The following is a 17,079-nucleotide window of genomic DNA, read 5'->3' as shown; positions in this document are numbered from 1 at the left end:
TTCTATTCCGCTGCCGCGCGCTCGCTGGCGCGAAGGGCCAAGAAACGTTCGGCTTCGAGTGCGGCCATGCAGCCGAGGCCGGCGGCCGTCACGGCCTGGCGATAAGTTTCGTCGGCGACGTCGCCGGCGGCGAACAGGCCGGGCACCGAGGTCGCGGTCGAGTTCGGGGCGACCTCGATATAGCCCGAGGGTTTCAGCTTGACCTGATCCTTGACGAGCTCGGTCGCCGGCGCGTGCCCGATGGCGATGAAGACGCCGTCGGCCTTCACGTTCGTGAGCGCGCCGGTCTTGACGTTCTTGAGCCGGACATGGGTGACCTTGTTGGGGTTCTCGGTACCGCAGATCTCGTCGACGGCGGCGTCCCAGATCACCTTGATCTTCGGATGCTTGAACAGGCGCTCCTGCAGGATGCGCTCAGCGCGGAAGTGATCGCGACGATGCACGATCGTGACCTGCGAGGCATGGTTGGTGAGGTACAAGGCTTCCTCGACCGCGGTGTTGCCGCCGCCGACCACGATCACGTCCTTGCCACGGTAGAAGAAGCCGTCGCAGGTGGCGCAGGCCGACACGCCGCCGCCCTGGAACTTGGCTTCCGACGGCAGCCCGAGCCAGCGCGCTTGCGCGCCGGTGGCCAGGATCACGGTCTCGGCGAGATAGACGTCGCCGCTGTCGCAGGTGAGGCGGAACGGCCGCCGCGCCGTCTCCAGCTTGGTGACCAGATCGGAGACGATCTTGGTGCCGACATGGACAGCCTGCTTCTCCATCTGCTCCATCAGCCAGGGGCCCTGGATCACGTCGGCGAAGCCTGGATAGTTCTCCACGTCGGTCGTGATGGTGAGCTGGCCGCCTGGCTGGATGCCCTGGATCAGGATCGGCTCCAGCATCGCACGCGCGGCGTAGATCGCGGCGGTGTAGCCGGCCGGGCCGGAGCCGATGATAACGACCTTTGCATGAACAGGAGCGGACATTTCGATGGACGCCTTTCACGGGGGATTCGCAGCGCGGGCGCGGAATGTGCCGGGAGGCCTCGCGGAGGCGCTGAAATATCAGAGCTAATCTAAGCAATCTGGCGAGCCATGCAAGAATTGCATTCCCTATCGGCGGATTTTTCCAACAGGGAACAAAAGTCGATTGCGCCGCACGCGCAATAAAATTGCGCTAGCGGTGCGGGTTGGGCTATGAGGATTTCGACAAATCACCCAATACCGCCGCAAAGGCCAGGAGTTCCAATCACGTGTCGCGGAACCTAGACGAGATCGACCTGAAGATTCTCACCGAGATCCAGGCCGACGGTCGAATCACAAATGTCGAGCTGGCCAAGCGCGTCGGCATCTCGCCGCCCCCCTGTCTGCGCCGCGTCCGGGCGCTGGAGGAGGAGGGCTACATCCACGGCTATCGCGGCCTCTTGGACGCGCGCAAGCTGGGCTTCGACGTCACCGTTTTCGCCGCCGTGCACCTGTCCAGCCAAGCCGAGGCGGATTTGCGCGCGTTCGAGGAATTCGTCCGCGCCGAGCCCCTGGTGCGGGAATGCTGGATGCTATCCGGCGAGGTCGATTTCATCCTGAAGTGCGTCGCCCCCGACATGGCGACCTTCCAGGATTTCGTCACGCACCTGACGGCGGCGCCGCACGTGCGCAACGTGCGCACCTCATTGGTGCTGCACAATTCGAAATACGAGGCGGCCGTGCCGCTGGAGGTGAAGGGACGGAGGTGAGGGTCTTCTCCCTCTCCCGTTCTTACGGGGACAGGTGAAGACCTGTCCACGGTGCTCTCCGTCATTGCGAGCAGCGAAGCAATCCAGAGTCTTTCCGCAGAGGCAGTCTGGATTGCTTCGCTGCGCTCGCAATGACGTGTGGTGAGAGCGTGTGTCCGCCACAACCCAGCAACCCGCCGAAACAAAAAGGCCGCGGATCGCGCGGTCTTTTCAAACCATCATCAACGCAGCGGCAAATCCTTACCGCCACTCCACCTTGGTGATCTCGTAGGCCTTGGCGCCGCCCGGCGTGTTGACCTCGACCGTGGCACCCTTCTTCTTGCCGATCAAAGCGCGCGCGAGCGGCGAGGTGATCGAGATGCGGCCCTTCTTGGCGTCCGCTTCGACCTCGCCGACGATCTGCCACACCGTCTTCTTCTCGGTGTCCTCATCGACCAGCGTCACGGTGGCGCCGAACTTGATGGTGTCTCCGGAGAGCTTGGAGATGTCGATGATGTCGGCGCGCGCGAGCTTGTCCTCGAGCTCGGCGATGCGGCCCTCATTGTGCGACTGCTCTTCCTTCGCGGCATGATATTCCGCGTTCTCCGACAGGTCTCCGTGCGAGCGCGCCTCGGCGATATGCTCGATGATCCGCGGACGGTCCACGGACTGGCGCTGCTTCAATTCTTCCCCGAGCGCGACAAAGCCGGCCTGGGTCATCGGAACCTTTTCCATCGTCTCTCTCGTCCTTCGATCGTGCGCCCCAGATGCGGATGGGCGCCGCAACCTTGATTCGTCAGTCCTCCAGAGCCCAAAGAGGGGCTGCCGGACCTTGACAGATATGGGCTTTAGCGCCGGAACAGAACTGCCACCTGGCCGGACAGTTCCTCCGGCCATTGTGGCTTCATTGCCAATCACTTAGCGGAAGCTTCGCTGCCGCTAGCGATCAGGTTTCCGAAAAGTAGCTCTGCAGGGTACGAACCTCAAGGTCCCCACCCAGATAGGCGCGGATGCCCTGCGCGGCCGCCACGGCCCCGGAAAGAGTGGTGTAATATGGCACTTTATGCAAGAGGGCCGCGCGCCGCAGCGAGCGGCTGTCGGCCAGCGCCTGCGGGCCTTCGGTGGTGTTGAAGACGAGCTGGACGTCACCATTGGTGATGGCATCGACGATGTGCGGCCGCCCTTCCAGCACCTTGTTCACCTTCTCAGTCGGGATGCCCTGGTCGGTCAGGAAGCGCTGAGTGCCCGAGGTCGCCAGCACCTTGAAGCCGAGCGAATGCAATTCGCGCACGGCATCGGCGATGCGCGTCTTGTCGCTCTCGCGCACCGAGACGAACACAGTGCCCTTGCGGGGCACCCGCGTGCCGCCGCCGAGCTGACTTTTGGCGAAGGCCACCGCAAACGAGCGGTCGATGCCCATGACTTCGCCGGTCGAGCGCATCTCGGGGCCGAGCACGGTGTCGACGCCGGGGAAGCGCGCGAACGGGAAGACCGATTCCTTGACGCCGACGTGCTTGAGCGCTGCCTTCTTCAGCTTGAAATCGGCGAGCTTTTCGCCGGCCATGATGCGCGCGGCGATCTTGGCGACCGGCGTGCCGATCACCTTGGCGACGAACGGCACGGTGCGCGAGGCGCGCGGATTGACCTCGAGCACGTAGATCTCGCCGTCCTTGATCGCGTATTGCACGTTCATCAGGCCAATGACATCGAGGCCGAGCGCGAGCTCGCGGGTCTGCCGCTCCAGCTCCACGATCGTCTCAGGTTCGAGCGAGTGCGGCGGTAGCGAGCAGGCGCTGTCGCCGGAATGGATGCCGGCTTCTTCGATGTGCTCCATGATGCCGACGATGAAGGTGTCCTTGCCGTCGCTCAGGCAGTCGACGTCGATTTCCGTGGCGTCCGACAGATAGCGGTCGAACAGCAGCGGGTTCTTGCCGAGCACGGTGTTGATCTGCCCGGTCTTGTCGTTCGGATAGCGCGCCTTGACGTCGGCCGGCACCAGCTCCGGCAGCGTGCCGAGCAGATAATCGTTGAGCTGGTTCTCTTCGCGGATGATCTGCATCGCGCGGCCGCCGAGCACGTAGGACGGGCGCACCACCAGCGGCAGGCCGAGATCGGCCGAGACGAGCCGTGCCTGCTCGACCGAATAGGCGATGCCGTTCTTCGGCTGCTTGAGGCGCAGCTTGTCGAGCACGCGCTTGAAGCGGTCGCGGTCCTCGGCGAGATCGATCGCGTCGGGCGAGGTGCCGAGGATCGGCACTTCGGCGGCTTCCAGCGCGCGCGCCAGCTTCAGCGGCGTCTGGCCGCCGAACTGCACGATCACGCCGTGCAGCGTGCCCTTGCTGCGTTCCTTGGCGATGATCTCCAGCACGTCCTCGGCGGTGAGCGGCTCGAAATAGAGCCTATCGGCGGTGTCGTAGTCGGTCGACACCGTCTCCGGATTGCAGTTGACCATGATGGATTCGTAGCCGGCGTCATGCAGCGCGAAGCAGGCGTGACAGCAGCAATAGTCGAACTCGATGCCCTGGCCGATGCGATTGGGACCGCCGCCCAGAATGATGACCTTCTTCTTGTCGGACGGCGTGCTCTCGTCCGCGGGTGCGCCCGCGAACGGCGCCTCATAGGTCGAATACATGTAGGCGGTCGGCGAGGCGAACTCGGCCGCGCAGGTGTCGATGCGCTTGTACACCGGGTGAACGCCGAGCGCGTGGCGCTTCGCCTTGACCTCGGCCTCCGTCGTCTCGGCGAGCACGGCGAGCCGCGCGTCGGAGAAGCCCATGGCCTTCAGCGTGCGCATGCCGAAGGCGTTGCCAGGCAGGCCGTTCTTCCTGACCTTCTCCTCCATCTCGACGATGCCGCGCATCTCGGCGAGGAACCAGGGATCGATCTTGCAGGAGTTGAAGATGTCTTCGTTCGACCAGCCGAGCCGCATGGCCTGGGCGACCTGGAGAATGCGGCTCGGCGTCGGGGTGCCGAGCGCGGCGCGGATCGCGTTCTTGTCATCGTCGCGGCCGAGGCCCTCGATCTCGATCTCGTCGAGGCCGGTCAATCCGGTCTCGAGCCCGCGCAGGGCCTTTTGCAGGCTTTCCTGGAAGGTGCGGCCGATTGCCATGACTTCGCCGACCGACTTCATCGAGGTGGTCAGCGTGGTCGAGGCGCCCGGGAATTTCTCGAAGGCAAAACGCGGCACCTTGGTGACCACGTAATCGATGGTCGGCTCGAACGAGGCCGGCGTGGCACCGCCGGTGATGTCATTGGCGATCTCGTCGAGCGTGTAGCCGACCGCAAGCTTGGCGGCGACCTTGGCGATCGGAAAGCCGGTGGCTTTCGAGGCCAGCGCGGAGGAGCGCGACACGCGCGGATTCATCTCGATGACGACCATGCGGCCGTCGTCGGGATTGACGCCGAACTGCACGTTGGAGCCGCCGGTCTCGACCCCGATCTCGCGCAGCACCGCCAGCGAGGCGTCGCGCATGATCTGGTATTCCTTGTCGGTCAGCGTCAGCGCCGGCGCCACCGTGATAGAATCGCCGGTGTGCACGCCCATCGGATCGAGGTTCTCGATCGAGCAGACGATGATGCAATTGTCGTTCTTGTCGCGCACCACCTCCATCTCGTACTCCTTCCAGCCGAGCACGGATTCTTCGATCAGCACTTCGTTGGTGGGAGACGCGTCCAGGCCGCGCTCGATGATGTCGAGGAACTCTTCCTTGTTGTAGGCGATGCCGCCGCCGGTGCCGCCCATGGTGAAGGAGGGACGGATGATCGCAGGCAGGCCGATCTCGGACAGCGCCATCATCGCCTGGCCCAGCGCATATTCCTGGTAGCGCTTGCGGCGGTCGCCTTCGCCGAGGGTCCATTGCCGGTCGTGCTCTTCGAGTGCCGCGCCCGACAGCTTCTCGCGTTCGGCGAGATATTTGTCGCGGAATGACTTCTTCAGCTCGGAGGCGTTGGCAAGCCGCGACTTCGGCGTCTGCAGCCCGATCTTCTGCATGGCGTTGCGGAACAGCTGGCGGTCTTCGGCCTTGTCGATGGCATCGGCGGTGGCGCCGATCATCTCGACGTCGAACTTCTCCAGCGTGCCCTGCCGGCGCAGCGACAGCGCGCAGTTCAGCGCGGTCTGGCCGCCCATGGTCGGCAGCAGCGCGAAGCCGCCGGGAACGACGTGACGTTCCTTCTCGATGATCTTGGCGACGATCTCGGGCGTGATCGGCTCGATATAGGTGGCATCGGCCAATTCCGGGTCGGTCATGATGGTGGCCGGGTTGGAATTGACGAGGACGATGCGATAGCCCTCTTCCTTCAGCGTCTTCACCGCCTGCGTGCCCGAATAGTCGAACTCGCAAGCCTGGCCGATCACGATGGGGCCGGCGCCGATGATCAGGATGGTGGTGATGTCAGTACGTTTGGGCATCAACTCTCGCCGAAGTGGAATTTGGGCACAAAAAAAGGGCGCGCTTGTTGCGCGTCCCTGTGGCCGAGAGCGCGGTGGTCTCCCTCGCGCGCGGGTGGGTCTTAGACCAGTTTTCGGAGCGGCGAAACCCCGAAAAACGCCCATCAACCGGCAATTTTGACGGGTTTTGGCCGCCCCTGCCAGCCGCGGGCGAGGTGCACCAGAAGCGAGGCCGCAACGCTCGTTCCGCCGATCCAGCCGAGGTCGGTCGGCGAGAGGGTGGCCAGCACCGCGCCGCCGAGCGCTCCGCCAATGGCGAAGCCGAGATACATCGACGAGGCGTTGAGCGAGAGCGCGATCATCGAAGCCTGCGGCTCGATCCGGATGATGCTGGCGATCTGGGCCGGATAGAACGCCCAGCCCGACAGGCCCCAGAGGAAGATGGCGCCGAGCACAGCATAATGCGCCTGTGCAGGCATCAGCTTCAGGACCAGCGAATGCAGGATCAGGGCGCCCGCCATGCCGGCGAGCCCGAGGCCTGCGGTCGCAAGCGTGCCGAGCCGATCGGCCAGGACGCCGCCGAGCATGTTCCCGATCGCTGCCGCGCCGCCGAACACCAGCAGAGCAAGGCTGATCTGCGAGGCGTCGAAGCCGAGGCCGCGCAGCGGGACTGCGAAATAGGTGAAGACCGTGAAACCGCCCAGTGCCCACAACATCGTGATCAGCAATGCGACCACAACGTCGCGATGGCGCGCCACCGCCAGCCTCTCGCCGAGCGAGGCCGTATTGCGCGGCAGGCCGCGTGGCAGGCCGAGCAGCAGGCCAGCGAGCGCTACAGCCCCGATCAGGGCGACCATGGCGAAGGTTGCACGCCAGCCGAACAGGCTGCCGACGAGATTGCCGAAGGGAACGCCGATCACGGTCGCAACCGTGAGGCCCGCGGTGACGAGTGCCACCGCGCGGCCGCGCCGTTCGGGCGCGGCGACCGCCACGGACACGGCAAGCGCCGTCGGCATGCACAGCCCCGAGCCCAGCGCCATCAGCATCCGCGAGGCCAGCAGCAGGCCATAGTTGGATGCCACCATCGCGGCGAGGTTGCCGGCGATGAAGGTCGATAGCGCGAGGGCCAGCAGGGTGCGGCGGTCGATGTTGTTCAGCGCCACTGCGAGGATGGGCGAGCCCACCGCATAGGTGAGGGCGTAGGCCGTGACCAATTGGCCCGCGGCCGAGACGGAAATCGCAAGGTCGGTGGCGATCGCCGGTAAAAGCCCTGCGATCACAAAGCCTTCGGTGCCGATCGCAAAGGCCGCCAGGGCCAGCCAGAACACGCTCATTGGAAACGATCCATTTGTTCAAGATTGATTGAACTATCGAACGAAGCGATTTCTCTGTCAATTGGTTCAAGAACTATTGAACATTGCGGTCGCATCGCTATGATTGCCGGACCATGAGCCGCACGCCGCACCATCCCACCCGCGACCAGATCGAGCTGCCGATGGTCCTGGATTGCCTGAGCGATCCGATCCGTCTGGCGATCGTCTATCAGCTCGCCCAGCAGGAACGTGTCAGTAGCGAACTCCGCTGCAGCGATTTCAGCGCGCTGAGCGGAAAGTCGAACCTCGCCTATCATTTCGCCAAGCTGCGCGAATGCGGCTTGATGCAGACGCGCATCGCCGGCACCAACCGCTTCATGCGGCTGCGACGAGAGGATCTGGAGGCGCGCTTTCCGGGCCTGCTCGATGCGGTGATCAAATCAGCGGCCAAGGATGCGGACCGGCTTCCGCTCGTGTCCGGCTGCGACTTGATCGAGGTTGACCGAAAATAAGACGGTTGCGCGAGGTTTGGGCGCCCGCCGAAGCGTGCCCGTCTTGGCCCTTCGCGCTTCGCCGAGGCAGCCTTCGCTACGAAAGGGCTTGCCGAGCCGAAGGTGGCGGAGCCAGCGAAGCGTGGAGACCCGGCCTGGATTTGAACCAGGATGTAGAGCGTTGCACCGCCCTCGCGTAGACGCTTCCGCCACCGGGCCGTGGCGATCATTACCGATTGCAGTGCGACAAGCTACAACGGCTAATTGTTATGCTTAACGGACGAGAGGCGGCCTCGCGATGAAGGTCATGCGCCAGCTGTTGTGGCCGATATTGCTGTGGGCGCGCTGCACGGCGAAGCCCCCCGCCTTCAGCTTGGCCGTGATCTCGTCCTCGCTGTAGCGCTGCAGCCCGATGCGCGAGCGCAACTGGCGGTAATCCGATAGCGCGGTGCTGATCAGCCCGACCAGCGCGTCCTTCAGGAAACCGTGGCGCAGGCCGAAGCCGAGCAGCGCCATCACATCCCTGACCATGCCGACATTGGGCTGTAGAACGTCGCCAAGCACCAGCTTGCCGGAGGGTTTCAGGATTCGGCGGATGTTCAACAGCGCCGCATCGAGCTCGTCCGGCGTCATGTATTGCGCGACCGAGTTCATCACGACGAGATCGATCGACTGGTCCTGCATGTTGCGGACGTCCTCGAGCGAGCGGACGCGGATCTTGGTGTTTGGGGCAAACCGCGCGATCAGCCGGCCGCGTACGCCCGGCGCGGGCTCGGCCAGGATCAGCTTGCCGCAGGCGGCTGCCACCTGGCTCGCCGACAGCGCCTCGCCGCAGGCATAGTCCAGCACCGTCGCGTCGGGCGAGGGGATGTAGCCGATGATGTCCCGCGCAATGATCTGGAAGTGCAAGTCGCGATGCAGCTTGCTGACATAGATCGTATGCGTCGAGTCGTAATAATCGATCCAATCGTCCATGGTATGCGAAGGTCCCGGCCAACGGTTCCGATAGAGGAACCGGCGCTGCCCGCCTTGCGTTAGGGGTGCGACGGCGCGCCGTCAATGTCCGCGTCCTAACAGGAAGGTCTCCCGTGAGCAAAACCAACAACAAGGTCTCGCCCGAACTCGACACCCCCACCGATCTGTCGCCCGACGGGGTCAAGAAAGTATCCGAGGCGCTCAACGTGCTTCTGGCCGACGCGTTCGCGCTTTATCTCAAGACCAAGAATTTCCACTGGCACATCAGCGGGCGCCATTTCCGGGATTACCACCTGCTGCTCGACGAGCAGTCCGACCAGATCTTCGCCACCACCGACCAGCTCGCCGAGCGCGTCCGCAAGATCGGCGGCACCACGCTGAAGTCGATCGGCCAGGTCGCAAAGCTCCAGACCATCAAGGACAACAACGAGGACTATGTCCCGCCGCGCGAGATGCTGCGCGAACTGATGCAGGACAACAAGCATGTCGCAGCCGCGATGCGCAAGGCGCACGATGTCTGCGACGAGGCCGGCGACGTCGCCAGCGCCAGCATTCTGGAGAACTTCATCGACGAGACCGAGCGCCGGACTTGGTTCCTGTTCGAAGCGACCCGGCAGGAAGGCGCCAACGAGGCTTAACGGGATGCGTAGGGTGGGTTAGCCTTGCAGAAGCGCGAAGCGCATCTGCAAGGCGTAACCCACCACTGTCCGCGGAAACAGAAGAGGTGGGTTACGCCTTCGGCTAACCCACCCTAGGGCACCGCCTTTATGGCTGCCGCCACAGCCTCATCATTGCGCCGTCCTTCCCCGTTACGGGATCAGCCGGCGGTAGCGCGACGTGCGGAATCGTCTTCAGCGCTTTCGCATGGTTCTCCGGCGTTGCGCGCGTGATCTCCATCTTGGCGCCTGGCGGATAGGCGCCGATCACGCAGAAATCGTCGCTCGCCTTGATGCATTGATGTCCGGTGCCGGCGGGCAGGATAGCAACGTCGCCGGCCTTGATGTCCAGCTCCTGGCCATGATCGCCGCCAAAACGGACGCGGGCGCTGCCGCGCGCGACGCCGAGCACCTCGTGCACCGTCGCGTGATAATGCAGATAATCGTAGACGCCGTTGCGCCACGTCCCGCCCCAGCCGTTCGCTTCGAACAGATTCTCGATGGTCTCTTCCGGGCGCCTCGGATCGAGCTGCACCACGCCCTGGTAGACCAGGAACGGAAGGATGTTGTTCGGCACGAGCCCGTCATCCTCGAAAACAATGGCGAGCGGCTCGGCCTTGTCGCGGACGACGGACATGGCGGGACACCTGCATCAGGGTAGCAGGAATCAACGAGAGGCGTGAGACGGCGTTCCTCGTTCCACCGTCATTCCGGGGCGACGCGTAGCGTCGAGCCCGGAATCCATCGCGCTGCAGAGTCTGTTGCCAGATGGATTCCGGGCTCGTGCTACGCACGCCCCGGAATGACGAAAAAGCCCGGGCGAGCCCGGGCTTTTGTCGTGAAGTATTCGGGGAGAACGCGTCTTACGCGCTCTTCCTCTGCCGCATCAGGTCGGCAAAGCGCTGGAACAGATAATGCGAGTCGCGCGGGCCGGGTGAGGCCTCGGGATGGTATTGCACCGAGAACACCGGCTTGCCGTCGAGCTGGATGCCGCAGTTGGACCCATCAAACAAGGAAACGTGGGTCTGCGTCGCGCCCTTCGGCAGTGTCGTCTCGTCCACGGCGAAGCCGTGGTTCATCGAGGTGATCTCGACCTTGCCGGTGGTCTCGTCCTTCACCGGGTGATTGGCCCCGTGATGGCCCTGATGCATTTTCTTCGTCTTGGCGCCGACGGCAAGGCCCAGCATCTGGTGGCCGAGGCAGATGCCAAAGGTCGGCGTGCCCGACTTGATCACGTCGCGGATCACGGGCACCGCATATTTGCCGGTCGCAGCCGGATCGCCCGGACCGTTGGACAGGAACACGCCGTCCGGCTTCAACGCCAGGATGTCTTCGGCTGAGGTCGTCGCCGGCACAACCGTCACCTTGCAGCCGACGCCGGCGAGCAGGCGCAGGATGTTGCGTTTGATGCCGTAGTCGATGGCGACGACGTTGAACTCGGGCTTGTCCTGGCGGCCGAAGCCCTTGTCCCAGGCCCACGGCGTCTCGTCCCAGGTGAAGCGCTGGCCGCTGGTGACCATGGGCACGAGGTCCATGCCTTCGAGCCCCGGCCACTCGCGCGCTTCTTCCTTGAGGCCATGCAGGTCGAACTCGCCGGTCCTGGAATGCGCGATCACGGCGTTGGGCATGCCCTTGCTGCGGATCAGCGCGGTCAGCGCGCGGGTGTCGATGCCGGAGAGACCGATGATGCCGCGCGCCTTGAGCCAGGCGTCGAGATGCTTGGTGGCGCGGTAGTTCGAGGGATTGGTGATCGCGGTGCGCAGGATCACGCCGCGCGCGCCGGGCGTCGCGGCCATGTTCACCGTCTCGATGTCGTCCTCGTTGGTGCCGACATTGCCGATATGCGGGAAGGTGAAGGTGATGAGCTGGCCGGCATAGGAGGGATCGGTCAGGATCTCCTCATAGCCCGTCATCGCGGTGTTGAAGCAGACCTCGCCGACGGCGTGGCCCTCGGCGCCGAGACCAAAGCCCTCCAGCACCGTGCCGTCGGCAAGCACGAGGAGCGCGGTCGGTTTGTGGTCCGGCCAGGCGGGATCGTTGTCATGTTGTGTCATGAGCCCGCTTCATAAGCCCCCCGCGTGTGCACGTCAAAGCGAGAGAGGGACGATTCACATGCGTTTTTGCATATTTGACAGGCCTCCTCCCGCCCTTAAGCTTGGCCGCACAATTTCCGGCAATTTCCTGGGCTTGCGAGGCAATAATGGACCAGACCATCCCCATTGTGCTGGTTCCGGGGCTGGCGTCCTCGGCCCGGATCTATGCGCCCATGATCCCCGCGCTCTGGCGTTTCGGGCCGGTGACGGTTGCCAACCACATCCGCGACGACAGCATGGCTGCGATCGCCGGCCGCATCCTCGCCGAGGCGCCGCCGCGCTTCGCGCTCGCTGGTCATTCCATGGGCGGCTACATCGCCTTCGAGATGATGCGCCAGGCCAGCGAGCGCGTGACCCAGCTCGCGCTGATCAACACGCAGGCGCGACCCGACACGCCGGAGGCAACCGCACGCCGTCTTGGCCTGATGGAGCGCGCCAGACGCGGCGAGCTGCGTGCCCTGCGCGAGGAGAGCTTTCCGGAGCTCGTGCATCCGTCGCGGCGCGATGACGCCGAGATTCTCGAGCTCGTGCATGCGCAGGACGAGGACGTCGGCGTCGAAGGCTACCTGCGGCAGCAGACCGCGATCATCGCACGGGTGGATTCGCGGCCGACCCTGGCGACGATCACATGCCCGACGCTGGTGCTGACGGGTGATGCCGACAACACCATCCCTAGCGCCTTCTCGAAGGAAATGGCCGAGGGGATCGCCGGCGCCAGGCTCGTAATCCTCGAACGCTGTGGGCACCTGCCGCAAGCCGAACAGCCGCAGGCGACTGTGCGGGCGCTCACCGAATGGCTGGAGAGCTAGGTTGTGCGACGGCCGCAAAGGGCCTAGATCAGGCGTCTATATCGAAGGGATCACGATCATGCTGCGCGACGACATCAACAATGCGGTCAAGGAGGCCATGAAGGCCAAGGACGAGCGCAAGCTGTCCACGCTGCGCATGGTCAACTCGACCATCAAGAACGCCGACATCGACGCGCGCGGCAGCGGCAAGCCCCCGCTGTCGGACGCCGACATCCTCGCCGTGCTGCAGAAGATGATCAAGCAGCGCCAGGAGGCGGTCGAGCTCTACGACAAGGGCGGCCGCGCCGAGCTTGCCGCGCAGGAGCGCGAGGAGATCGCGGTGATCTCGGCGTATCTGCCGAAGCAAATGTCCGAGGACGACGCGAGGAAGGCGATCGCGGATGCGATCGCCGAGACGGGCGCGAGCGGCATGAAGGACATGGGCAAGGTGATCGCCGTGCTGCGCGCGAAATACGCGGGGCAGATGGATTTCGGCAAGGCGTCTGGTCTCGTGAAGGCTGCGCTGTCGGGCTAGCTCTGTCTTAACCCTCCCCTGGAGGGGTCCGGGACGAGCGTAGCTCGCCCGTGGTCGATCGCGCGCAGCGCGAGCGGGGTGGGGTGATCTCTCCACTCGGGCAGCGCATCCGCGGAAAGACTGTCACCCCACCTCGGTTCGCATGCCGCTTCGCTTTATGCGAACCGATCCTCCCCCTCCAGGGGAGGATGGGCAGCCTTGATGCGGCATCAGTTCGGTCTACTCTCCCAACAAGAAGAAGCGGGGAGGCACGATGACCGCCATCAATCCATTTCGCATCGCCATCAGCGACGACGTCCTCACGGATCTCAAGTCACGCCTTGCCCGCACGCGCTGGCCGGACGCCGAGCTGGTTGAAGACTGGAGCCAGGGCGCGCCGCTGAAATGGATCCAGGAGATTTGCACCTACTGGGCCAACGAGTATGACTGGCGCTCGCGCGAGGCAAAGCTCAACCGCTTCGCGCAGTTCACCACCGAGATCGATGGGCTTGACATCCACTTCATCCATACCCGCTCGAAGGAGCCGTCGGCGCTTCCGTTGATCATCACCCACGGCTGGCCCGGCTCCATCGTCGAGTTCCAGAAGGTGATCGCGCCGCTCACCGATCCCGCCGCACATGGCGGCAATCCCGCCGATGTCTTTCACGTGATCTGCCCCTCGCTGCCTGGGTTCGGCTTCTCGGGCAAGCCAAGGACCACTGGCTGGGGCGTCGATCGCATCGCCGCAACCTGGGCCAAGCTGATGGACCGTCTCGGCTACGCACGTTATGGCGCGCAAGGCGGCGACTGGGGTTCGGCGGTGACGACCTCGCTCGGCGCGCAGGACCCCACGCATTGCGCCGGCATCCACATCACGCTGGCCTTCAACGCGGCGCCGAAGCTCGAGGGCGAGCCGACGCCAGAGGAGAAGCGCGCGCTCGCCGGCCTCAAGCATTATGTCGATCTCGATTCCGGCTATTCAAAGCAGCAATCGACGCGGCCGCAGACGCTCGGCTATGGCCTGACGGATTCGCCAAGCGGGCAAGCGGCCTGGATCCTGGAAAAATTCTGGGCCTGGACCGACTGCAATGGCCACCCCGAGAACATCTTCAGCAAGGACGAACTGCTCGACAACGTGATGCTCTATTGGGCGACGCAGACCGCGACCTCGTCGGCGCGGCTCTATTGGGAGAGCTTTGGCAAGCGTCGCACCACGCCGGTGGTGAAGGTGCCGACGGGCGTCGCGGTGTTTCCGAAGGAGATCATCACGCCGGTGCGCCGCTGGATGGAGCCGAACTTCCATGCCATCACGCATTGGAGCGAGATGGAGAAGGGCGGTCACTTCGCTGCCTTCGAGCAGCCGGAGCTGTTCGTGCGCGATGTCCGGAAGTTCTTCGCGACGGTGCGGTAACTCTCTCGCTGTCATTCCGGGGCGGCGCGCCAGCGTCGAGCCCGGAATCTCGAGATTCCGGGTTCGGTCCTGCGGACCGCCCAGGAATGACGCTGCATCGTCATGCCCGGGCTTGTCCCGGGCATCCACGTCTCTAAACTGGCGGTGAAGTAAGAAGAACGTGGATGGCCGGAACAAGTCCGGCCATGACTCCGATACTGGGAAACGCCAGGCCCATGCTGACCGAAGCCGCAACTTACGACGAGCTTGTGCGCAATTTCCGCTGGGACATCCCCGCGCGCTTCAACATGGCGGAGGCGTGCTGCGATCGCCATGCCGACGGCACCGGCCGGCTCGCGCTGATCTATGTGGACGAGACCGGCGCCACCAGCCGCACGACCTTTGACGAGGTCGCGGAGATGTCGCGCCGCTTCGCCAATGTGCTGAAGGCGGACGGGCTTGTCCGCGGCGACCGCGTCGCGGTGTTCCTGTCGCAGTCGCTGGAATTGCCGATCGCGCATATGGCGGCGTTTCGCTCCGGCATGATCTCGGTCCCGCTGTTCGCCCTGTTCGGCGAGGACGCGCTGGAATTCCGCCTGTCGAATTCGCAAGCAAGAGCCATCATTACCGATGAGGCTGGCTGGGAGAAGCTGACGAATATCCGCGATCGGCTGCCCTATCTGCAGGATATCTATGTCACAAGCGGCGCCGTCCACGCCGGCGCAAAGCCATTCTGGCCAGCGATCGAAACCGCGTCCGAGGATTTTGCAAACGTCGACACCTCGGCCGACGATCCCGCGCTGATCATCTACACCTCGGGCACGACGGGCAATCCCAAGGGCGCGCTGCATGCGCATCGTGTCGTCCTCGGCCATCTGCCGAATGTGGAGATGTGCCACAACTTCTTGCCCAGACCCGGCGATCTCATGTGGACGCCGGCCGACTGGGCCTGGATCGGCGGGCTCATCAACGGCCTGCTCGCGTTCTGGTACCACGGCATTCCCCTGGTCGGCCATCGCGCGCGAAAATTCGAGCCGCAGGAGGCGATGCAGATGATGGCCGATCTTTCCGTTCGCAACGTCTTCCTGCCGCCGACGGCCCTCAAGCTGATGCGGCAGGCCGGCGTCAAGCATTCCGGCGTGAAGCTGCGCAGCATCTTCACCGGTGGCGAATCGCTCGGCGGTGAATTGCTCGGCTGGGTGCGCGAGACGTTTGGCATCGACGCGCATGAGGTGTTCGGCCAGACCGAGTGCAACCTCGTGATCGGCAGCAACGCGAATCTGTTTCCGATCCGTCCCGGTGCGATGGGCAAGGCGACGCCGGGCTTCGATGTCCGCATCGTCAACGACAAGGGCGAGGAATTGCCGCGTGGTCAGCGCGGCATCATCGGCGTGCGCCAGCCGTGCCCCGTCACCATGCTCGAATATTGGCGCAACCCGGAGGCGACCGCGAAGAAATATGCCGGCGACTTCCTGCTCACGGGCGATCTTGGCGTGCAGGACGAGGACGGCTATTTCTGGTACGTCAGTCGCGAGGACGACGTCATCACCACCGCCGGCTATCGCGTCGGCCCCTCCGAGATCGAGCACACGCTGATGAAACACCCGTCGGTGGCAATGGCTGCGGTGGTCGGCATTCCCGATCCGATCCGCACCGAATCGATCAAGGCCTGGATCGTGCTGCGTCCAGGCTTTACCGGCAACGACGCGCTCGCGCGCGAGATCCAGGAGTTCGTCAAGGTGCAGCTCGCCGCGCACGAATATCCGCGCTTCGTCGAATTCGCCGAGACGCTGCCGATGACGGCGACCGGCAAGGTGCTGCGCCGCGAACTGCGGGCGAGAGGCTAGCTTCTGACCATGGCAAAGACGTCTCAAGCCGCGGGGCTTCACCGCGCCTCGCTTGTAAAGCTGCACGAACTCGATACGGCGCTGGAGCTCATGTACTACGGCTGGCGCGGCATGACGCTGCAGGCGGACGCATATCTGGCCAAGCAGGGCCTGTCGCGTCCGCACCATCGCATCCTCTACGTTGTGGCGCGCCGGCCCGACATCGCCATCGGCGCGCTGATCGAGATTCTCGGCGTTTCGAAGCAGGCCCTCAACCGGCCGCTCAATCTGCTCCTGGAGCGCAAGCTCCTGACCTCGAAGCGCTCGCCGGAGCAGCACCGCTCGAAATTGCTGCGCCTTACGGAAGCGGGGCGGCGCATCGAGCAGCGGGCCTCGGACCACGAGCGTGAGGTCCTGCGCGAGGCGTTCGAGCGCGTCGGGGCGAGCGGTGCGGCGGGATGGATGGGCGTGATGGAGGCGATCGCCGATAACAATTGATGGAAATCTCAAGTCAATATGGTTGACATGAGGCGCGCGCTTTGCCACCTTCCCGGTCACAAGCCGAGGGGAGGATCCGTGTCGTGAGCGGAGAGGCAATGGACCGCGCGGCCGCTGCAAGCTTCGTCGCGGCATGGTGCGCGAATTGGTGCAAAGTGGACATCGACGCGGTCGTCGCCCATTTCGCCGACGATGCGCAAATGCGAAGCCCTCTCGCTCTCACCCTGACGGGGTCTCCGACCGTTACCGGCGCCGAGAACATCCGCGCCTACTGGCGGAAGGCCTATGGCCACATCGAAAGTGCCGACCTGAAGATCCTGGACTGGAGCTGGGACGAGGCGATCGCGCGACTGACGGTGTGGTGGCAATTGGGCGACACGCGCGCCAGCGAATTCATGGACTTCGACGATGCGGGCCGTGTGGTGCGCAGCGAAGCCTTTTATGGGAAATAG

The 17,079-nt window shown here is 64.3% G+C and carries 16 protein-coding genes and 1 tRNA gene; 9 read left to right on the top strand and 8 right to left on the bottom strand.

What is annotated here, in order from left to right:
* Positions 1-2: 2 nt before the first annotated feature.
* Positions 3-968, bottom strand: coding sequence for a thioredoxin-disulfide reductase (gene trxB, locus HZZ16_RS29535; protein ID WP_197953405.1), 966 nt, complete (start codon positions 966-968; stop codon positions 3-5).
* Between the two features lie 266 nt (positions 969-1,234).
* Between trxB and HZZ16_RS29530 the strand changes: the two genes are divergently transcribed.
* The gene (locus HZZ16_RS29530) at positions 1,235-1,714 is read left to right on the top strand and encodes an Lrp/AsnC family transcriptional regulator (protein WP_008135853.1); all 480 of its coding nucleotides are present in this window, start codon (positions 1,235-1,237) and stop codon (positions 1,712-1,714) included.
* Positions 1,715-1,954: 240 nt separating this feature from the next.
* Here HZZ16_RS29530 and greA read toward each other — a convergent pair whose 3' ends face one another.
* From greA to HZZ16_RS29515, 3 genes are all read right to left on the bottom strand, one after another.
* Positions 1,955-2,428 carry a transcription elongation factor GreA gene (greA, locus tag HZZ16_RS29525; RefSeq protein ID WP_036009537.1) on the bottom strand — a complete coding sequence of 158 codons (474 nt, stop codon included), beginning with the start codon at positions 2,426-2,428 and terminating at the stop codon, positions 1,955-1,957.
* Positions 2,429-2,639: 211 nt separating this feature from the next.
* Positions 2,640-6,104, bottom strand: coding sequence for a carbamoyl-phosphate synthase large subunit (gene carB / locus HZZ16_RS29520; protein ID WP_197953404.1), 3,465 nt, complete (start codon positions 6,102-6,104; stop codon positions 2,640-2,642).
* Positions 6,105-6,247: 143 nt separating this feature from the next.
* Positions 6,248-7,417, bottom strand: coding sequence for an MFS transporter (locus HZZ16_RS29515; protein WP_197953403.1), 1,170 nt, complete (start codon positions 7,415-7,417; stop codon positions 6,248-6,250).
* 113 nt (positions 7,418-7,530) lie between these two features.
* Here HZZ16_RS29515 and HZZ16_RS29510 point away from each other — a divergent pair, with 113 nt between their 5' ends.
* Complete coding sequence (locus tag HZZ16_RS29510; protein ID WP_197953402.1) at positions 7,531-7,908, top strand: ArsR/SmtB family transcription factor; 378 nt, start codon at positions 7,531-7,533, stop codon at positions 7,906-7,908.
* A gap of 122 nt (positions 7,909-8,030) precedes the next feature.
* Here HZZ16_RS29510 and HZZ16_RS29505 read toward each other — a convergent pair.
* Positions 8,031-8,106: transfer RNA gene (locus HZZ16_RS29505), tRNA-OTHER, on the bottom strand.
* 54 nt (positions 8,107-8,160) lie between these two features.
* A complete protein-coding gene (locus HZZ16_RS29500; RefSeq protein WP_197953400.1) occupies positions 8,161-8,862 on the bottom strand; it encodes a class I SAM-dependent methyltransferase in 702 nt (233 codons plus the stop codon).
* Between the two features lie 113 nt (positions 8,863-8,975).
* On the opposite strand from HZZ16_RS29500, the gene HZZ16_RS29495 reads away from it, so the two are divergent.
* A complete protein-coding gene (locus HZZ16_RS29495; protein ID WP_197953398.1) occupies positions 8,976-9,500 on the top strand; it encodes a Dps family protein in 525 nt (174 codons plus the stop codon).
* A 127-nt stretch (positions 9,501-9,627) separates the two neighbouring features.
* Here HZZ16_RS29495 and HZZ16_RS29490 read toward each other — a convergent pair whose 3' ends face one another.
* A complete protein-coding gene (locus HZZ16_RS29490; protein ID WP_197953396.1) occupies positions 9,628-10,155 on the bottom strand; it encodes a cupin domain-containing protein in 528 nt (175 codons plus the stop codon).
* Positions 10,156-10,381: 226 nt separating this feature from the next.
* Positions 10,382-11,572, bottom strand: coding sequence for a glutamine-hydrolyzing carbamoyl-phosphate synthase small subunit (gene carA / locus HZZ16_RS29485; protein ID WP_197953395.1), 1,191 nt, complete (start codon positions 11,570-11,572; stop codon positions 10,382-10,384).
* A 146-nt stretch (positions 11,573-11,718) separates the two neighbouring features.
* Between carA and HZZ16_RS29480 the strand changes: the two genes are divergently transcribed.
* The 6 genes from HZZ16_RS29480 to HZZ16_RS29455 all read left to right on the top strand — a co-directional run bounded on the left by HZZ16_RS29480 (position 11,719) and on the right by HZZ16_RS29455 (position 17,079).
* Entirely contained in the window at positions 11,719-12,420 is a 702-nt protein-coding gene (locus HZZ16_RS29480) for an alpha/beta fold hydrolase (RefSeq protein ID WP_197953394.1), read from the top strand.
* A gap of 58 nt (positions 12,421-12,478) precedes the next feature.
* Entirely contained in the window at positions 12,479-12,934 is a 456-nt protein-coding gene (locus HZZ16_RS29475; RefSeq protein ID WP_197953393.1) for a GatB/YqeY domain-containing protein, read from the top strand.
* Between the two features lie 253 nt (positions 12,935-13,187).
* Positions 13,188-14,324 (top strand): epoxide hydrolase family protein, encoded by a 1,137-nt coding sequence (locus HZZ16_RS29470; RefSeq protein ID WP_197953392.1) that lies wholly within the window; start codon positions 13,188-13,190, stop codon positions 14,322-14,324.
* A gap of 215 nt (positions 14,325-14,539) precedes the next feature.
* Positions 14,540-16,150, top strand: coding sequence for an acyl-CoA synthetase (locus HZZ16_RS29465; protein WP_197953391.1), 1,611 nt, complete (start codon positions 14,540-14,542; stop codon positions 16,148-16,150).
* A gap of 9 nt (positions 16,151-16,159) precedes the next feature.
* On the top strand, positions 16,160-16,627 hold the full coding sequence (locus tag HZZ16_RS29460; protein WP_197953390.1) for a MarR family winged helix-turn-helix transcriptional regulator: 468 nt from the start codon (positions 16,160-16,162) through the stop codon (positions 16,625-16,627).
* 98 nt (positions 16,628-16,725) lie between these two features.
* The gene (locus HZZ16_RS29455; RefSeq protein WP_036009556.1) at positions 16,726-17,079 is read left to right on the top strand and encodes a nuclear transport factor 2 family protein; all 354 of its coding nucleotides are present in this window, start codon (positions 16,726-16,728) and stop codon (positions 17,077-17,079) included.

Source organism: Bradyrhizobium glycinis, from assembly GCF_016031655.1.
GTDB lineage: Bacteria > Pseudomonadota > Alphaproteobacteria > Rhizobiales > Xanthobacteraceae > Bradyrhizobium > Bradyrhizobium glycinis.
The sequence above is the reverse complement of the archived record's forward strand: the minus strand, read 5'-3'. Positions and strand labels throughout refer to the sequence as shown.

Bases quoted from the DNA above. Each gene is read 5' to 3' on its own strand.
- HZZ16_RS29480 (WP_197953394.1), top strand. From the start codon at position 11,719: ATGGACCAGACCATCCCCATTGTGCTGGTTCCGGGGCTGGCGTCCTCG.
- HZZ16_RS29460 (WP_197953390.1), top strand. From the start codon at position 16,160: ATGGCAAAGACGTCTCAAGCCGCGGGGCTTCACCGCGCCTCGCTTGTA.
- carA (WP_197953395.1), bottom strand. From the start codon at position 11,572: ATGACACAACATGACAACGATCCCGCCTGGCCGGACCACAAACCGACC.
- greA (WP_036009537.1), bottom strand. From the start codon at position 2,428: ATGGAAAAGGTTCCGATGACCCAGGCCGGCTTTGTCGCGCTCGGGGAA.
- HZZ16_RS29455 (WP_036009556.1), top strand. From the start codon at position 16,726: ATGGACCGCGCGGCCGCTGCAAGCTTCGTCGCGGCATGGTGCGCGAAT.
- HZZ16_RS29500 (WP_197953400.1), bottom strand. From the start codon at position 8,862: ATGGACGATTGGATCGATTATTACGACTCGACGCATACGATCTATGTC.
- HZZ16_RS29510 (WP_197953402.1), top strand. From the start codon at position 7,531: ATGAGCCGCACGCCGCACCATCCCACCCGCGACCAGATCGAGCTGCCG.
- HZZ16_RS29475 (WP_197953393.1), top strand. From the start codon at position 12,479: ATGCTGCGCGACGACATCAACAATGCGGTCAAGGAGGCCATGAAGGCC.
- HZZ16_RS29465 (WP_197953391.1), top strand. From the start codon at position 14,540: ATGCTGACCGAAGCCGCAACTTACGACGAGCTTGTGCGCAATTTCCGC.
- HZZ16_RS29515 (WP_197953403.1), bottom strand. From the start codon at position 7,417: ATGAGCGTGTTCTGGCTGGCCCTGGCGGCCTTTGCGATCGGCACCGAA.
- carB (WP_197953404.1), bottom strand. From the start codon at position 6,104: ATGCCCAAACGTACTGACATCACCACCATCCTGATCATCGGCGCCGGC.
- trxB (WP_197953405.1), bottom strand. From the start codon at position 968: ATGTCCGCTCCTGTTCATGCAAAGGTCGTTATCATCGGCTCCGGCCCG.
- HZZ16_RS29470 (WP_197953392.1), top strand. From the start codon at position 13,188: ATGACCGCCATCAATCCATTTCGCATCGCCATCAGCGACGACGTCCTC.
- HZZ16_RS29490 (WP_197953396.1), bottom strand. From the start codon at position 10,155: ATGTCCGTCGTCCGCGACAAGGCCGAGCCGCTCGCCATTGTTTTCGAG.